This is a genomic window from Pseudoxanthomonas sp. LjRoot204_2 (genome assembly GCF_056175765.1).
Genome location: NZ_JBGFFG010000279.1, coordinates 1 through 4512, shown reverse-complemented (window position 1 = coordinate 4512; position 4512 = coordinate 1). Strand labels below are relative to the sequence as shown.

At 66.5% G+C, this 4512-nt stretch carries 3 protein-coding genes and 2 pseudogenes; 3 read left to right on the top strand and 2 right to left on the bottom strand.

The window, feature by feature from the left end:
• Positions 1 to 512, top strand: a pseudogene (locus AC04L7_RS12915) (hypothetical protein); the annotation flags it as partial.
• Between the two features lie 160 nt (positions 513 to 672).
• On the opposite strand, the gene AC04L7_RS12910 reads toward AC04L7_RS12915, so the two are convergent.
• Positions 673 to 1128 carry a c-type cytochrome gene (locus AC04L7_RS12910; RefSeq protein ID WP_296282367.1) on the bottom strand — a complete coding sequence of 152 codons (456 nt, stop codon included), beginning with the start codon at positions 1126 to 1128 and terminating at the stop codon, positions 673 to 675.
• Positions 1129 to 1135: 7 nt separating this feature from the next.
• On the bottom strand, positions 1136 to 1522 hold the full coding sequence (locus AC04L7_RS12905) for a c-type cytochrome (protein ID WP_436001021.1): 387 nt from the start codon (positions 1520 to 1522) through the stop codon (positions 1136 to 1138).
• 366 nt (positions 1523 to 1888) lie between these two features.
• On the opposite strand from AC04L7_RS12905, the gene AC04L7_RS12900 reads away from it, so the two are divergent.
• Complete coding sequence (locus AC04L7_RS12900; RefSeq protein ID WP_435998820.1) at positions 1889 to 3031, top strand: efflux RND transporter periplasmic adaptor subunit; 1143 nt, start codon at positions 1889 to 1891, stop codon at positions 3029 to 3031.
• A gap of 41 nt (positions 3032 to 3072) precedes the next feature.
• Positions 3073 to 4512: pseudogene (locus tag AC04L7_RS12895) on the top strand (efflux RND transporter permease subunit); the annotation flags it as partial.

The window sequence follows — 4512 nt, the reverse complement described above, 5'->3', positions numbered from 1 at the left end:
GACCCGTGCCGAGCCCCCGGGCCGGTGGCTGGGACACCCCGGCGCGCGCCGATGACTGGGGCAACGCGCGGCGCGAGGTCGCGGGCGACAGCGTCGCGGATGGGCGCGGCAACGCGGGCCTCTACAACGCCGATGGCAGTCTGCGCGTGCCCGGCAATGCGGGCGACGCGGCGGCGGAGCGGGGCGCTCCCGGCGGCGGCAACGATCAGTGGACCCGCGAACGGCTGGCGGAGGCGGGTACGTGGCTGCAGCGGCCGCCTTACGACTACGAGCCGACCAGCTTCGACAAATACTGGGTGCCGAGCGAGTCGCTGCTGGCCGAATGGGTGCGGCGGAATGTCCGCCAAGTCGACATTCCCATCCCGGGCACCAACATGAAGCTCAAGTGTTCGATCTCCGTCCTGCAACTGGGCGGAGGCTGTGGCCTCGGCAGCCTGTTCCCCGAGCCGCCCAAGGCCCGCCCGCCACCGGAGATCCCGGTCAAGCGCACGCCGATCCCGACGGACAGCTGATCAGGTCGACGCGCGCGTCGCCCCAGGAAGCGAGGTCAGTTGCGATGAAGCATTTGGAAGGGTCGTCGCGCGCGACCTTGCCCCCGAGGACACCTGCCGTCCCCACAAAAGAAAACGGAGCCCAAGGGCTCCGTTCTCGCGTAMCCGATGCGGGAAAGACTTACTCGTGGACGCCGTGCAGATCGCGCAGCTGCGAGGGGCGCGAACCGAAGTAGGCCGCCAGGTCGGAGATGTCCTGGTCGCTCAGGTTGGCGGCCTGGGGCGACATCAGGGCGTGCTGGCGATCGCCGCCCCGGTACGCCTGCAGCGCATGCGCCAGGTAGTCGCCGTACTGGCCGCCCAGCTTGGGATAGGTGTCGTCGATCGGCGCATTGCCGTCCGCGCCGTGGCAGTCGATGCAGCTCTGCCCGGTGGCCTTGCCCTTGGCCTTGGCCAGTTCCTCGCCCTTGGCGATATGCCCCTTCGGCAGGCCTGCCGACGAACTGGAACCGTGTTCGCCACTGGCGTGGCCCGGGTTTTCGGCCGAAGCCTCGGTGCTTTCCTTCGAGCAAGCCACCAGGGTGAGGGCCGCGAACAGGACGATGGCTAGACGCTGGGCGTGCTTGGCGTTGGGCATGGTGGGATTACTTGACGGTGGAAAGGAAAGCGGCGATGTCGGCGATGTCCTGGTCGGAGAAGCTCTGCGCCTGGGCCTGCATCGTGGGGTGCTTGCGGTTGCCGGTACGGTATTCGGTCAGCGCATTGGACAGGTACTCCGCCGACTGCCCACCGATCTTCGGCACCTTGAAGCTCGGGTAGGCGTTCTTGTAGCCGACGATGCCGTGGCAGCCCTGACAGGTGTAGGTCAGGGTACGGCCGGTGTCGGCGTTGCCGACCAGCGGCTTGGGCGCAGCGGCCGGCGCTGCGGCTTCGGCGACCGGCGGAGCGACCGGCGTTTCCTGTTGGGCGGTCAGGGCGGCCAGCGGAAGGGCGGCCAAGGCAAGGCAAGCAGCGAGCGGCAGCAGTCGCATCATTCTCGTGAAACTCTCAGGTTGCGCGCGCCACGTACCACCGCAGCGCTTGGCTGAACGCAAGTATAGCCTGCGACAGAATGTCACGCACAGGCGCGAAGATGCGCCGTGTTCCCTCCTGCTCGGCGCGCGTACGGTACTCGGGCGTTTCGCACGCGAGCACCACGCGATGGGACACAACGACGCGCCGGTGTCCGGCATGTCGCATCTCCGACGAAGCAACCCGCCATCGCATCCTGGCTCGAGCACGATCGCCGCGGGCACGAACGCCGACGCAAGTCACCATGACCTTCGGCGCATGGAAGTCGTTCAGGGGTGATATACCTTGATACAACACCACCACAACACCACCACGGTACCGCCTCCATGTCCCGACCCCGCCCCCATTCCGGCCGTTCGTACCTGCGCCTGGCACTGATTCCCGTCCTGTGCAGCCTGCTGGTCCTGTCCGCCTGCAAGGGGGACGGCCCGACGCCCGAGGCCCAGGCCAAGAACGGAGAGGAAAAGAAGGAGTCGGAGGCCGTCCCGGTCGAAGTGGCTCAGGCCACCCGGCGCGCGGTGGCTGCCAGCTATAGCGGCACCACCACGCTGGAAGCGCTGGGCGAGTCCCAGGTCGTTGCCAAGACATCCGGCGTCGCGCTGGCCGTGCTGGTCGAGGAAGGGCAGGTTGTCCGCGCCGGCCAGGCCTTGGTGCGGCTGGACCCTGATCGTCCGCGCCTGCAGGTCGCCCAGGCCGCAGCGCAGATGCACAAGTTGGAGAACAACTACAGGCGCGCCCAGCAGCTGGTCGAACAGCGGATGATCAGCGCCAACGACGTGGACCAGATCAAGTACGACCTGGAGAACGCGCGCGCCGTTTACCGCGCCGCGTCGCTGGAACTGTCCTACACCACGATCACCGCGCCGATCTCCGGCGTCGTTGCCTCGCGTTCCATCAAGTCCGGCAACTTCGTGCAGATCAACTCGCCGATCATCCGCATCGTCGACGCCTCGCGGCTGGAAGCCACCTTGAACGTGCCCGAGCGCGAGATCGCCAAGCTCAAGCCCGGGCAGGCCGTCGGGCTGGCGGTGGATGCCTTGCCGGGCAAGCAGTTCTCCGGCACGGTGGATCGCGTCGCCCCCGTGGTCGACAACGGAACAGGTACGTTCCGCGTGGTGGCCTCGTTCCCCGGCAACGGCGAATTGCAGCCTGGCATGTTCAGTCGCCTCGACATCAACTACGACCAGCGTGCCGACGCGTTGGTGGTGCCGCGCACCGCGCTGCTGGAAGACGGTGGCGAGCCTGCCGTGTATGTGGTCCGTAATAGCAAGGCCCAGCGCACCGTGCTGAAGCTGGGGTACAACGATGCCGGTTGGGTCGAAGTGCGCGAAGGGCTGAAGCCCGGCGATCAGGTTGTGATCGCGGGCAAGGCCGCGTTGCGCGAAGGCAGCGCCGTGCAGGTGATCGGGCAGGACAAGAAGGCCGCCACGGTGGCCAAGGCGCCGGCCGCAGAGGCGAGCAAGCAATGAGTGCGCACGGACCTTCGTCCGGCGGCGGCTTCGACCTGATCGAGTTCTCCACGCGCCGCCGCGTCACCATCGCGATGATGACGCTCACCCTGGTGCTGTTCGGCCTGATATCGCTGTCCAGCCTGAAGGTCGAGCTGCTGCCGGACCTGAGCTATCCGACGCTGACCGTGCGCACCGACTATGAGGGTGCGGCACCGGCGGAAGTGGAAACGCTGATTTCGCAACCGGCGGAAGAGGCCCTGGGCATCGTCAAGGGTCTGCGCAAGCTCAAGTCGATCTCGCGCACCGGGCAGAGCGACGTGGTGCTCGAGTTCGCATGGGGCACCGACATGCAGCAGGCCGGCCTGGACGTGCGCGACAAGATGGAAACGCTGCAACTGCCGCTGGAGGCCAAGGCCCCGGTGCTGCTGCGTTTCAATCCGTCCACCCAGCCGATCATGCGCCTCGCGCTGTCGTCGAAGCAGGAGGCCGGCAACGACGCCGACGCGATCCGCCGACTGATGGAGCTGCGTCGTTACGCCGACGAGGACCTCAAGCGCAAGCTCGAACCCGTTGCAGGCGTCGCCGCCGTCAAGGTCGGCGGTGGCCTGGAGGACGAAATCCAGGTCGACATCGACCAGCGCAAGCTGGCGCAGTTGGGCCTGTCACTGGATGCCGTGATCCAGCGCCTACAGCAGGAAAACGTGAACCTCTCCGGCGGTCGTCTGGAGGAGGGTTCGCAGCGCTATCTTGTGCGAACTGTCAACCAGTTCGCCACGGTCGAACAGATGCGGGAAATGTTGTTGACCACCGCGGCGGGTGCCTCGTCCAGTAGCTCGACCGGCACCAACCAGCAACTGATGACGGCGATCCTGGGCAGCAGCGATCCGAATGTGATCGCCGCGCTGCGCAGCGACACCAGCGGCGGCGCGCCCAGCGTGCGCCTGAAGGATGTGGCCGACGTGCGCCAGGGTTACAAGGAGCGCGAAGCGGTGATCCGCAGCGCCGGCCACGAGGCGGTGGAGCTGGCGATCTACAAGGAAGGCGACGCCAACACCGTGTCGACCGCCGATGCGCTGGAACAGCGCCTGGAAATCATCCGCAAGGAGATGCCCAAGGACATCGAGATGACGGCCGTGGAGGACCAGTCGGTCTTCATCCGCCACGCCATCAAGGACGTCAAGGTCGATGCGGTGATCGGTGGCCTGTTGTCGATCCTGATCATCTTCCTGTTCTTGCGTGATGGCTGGAGCACCTTCGTCATCTCGCTGTCGCTGCCGATCTCGATCATCGCCACGTTCTTCTTCATGGGCCAGCTGGGCCTGAGCCTGAACGTCATGTCGCTGGGCGGCCTGGCATTGGCCACGGGCCTGGTCGTCGACGATTCTATCGTCGTGCTGGAGTCCATCGCCAAGGCCCGCGAACGGGGCATGGGCATTCTGGAAGCGGCGATCAAGGGCACGCGTGAAGTGTTCATGGCGGTGGTGGCATCGACACTGACC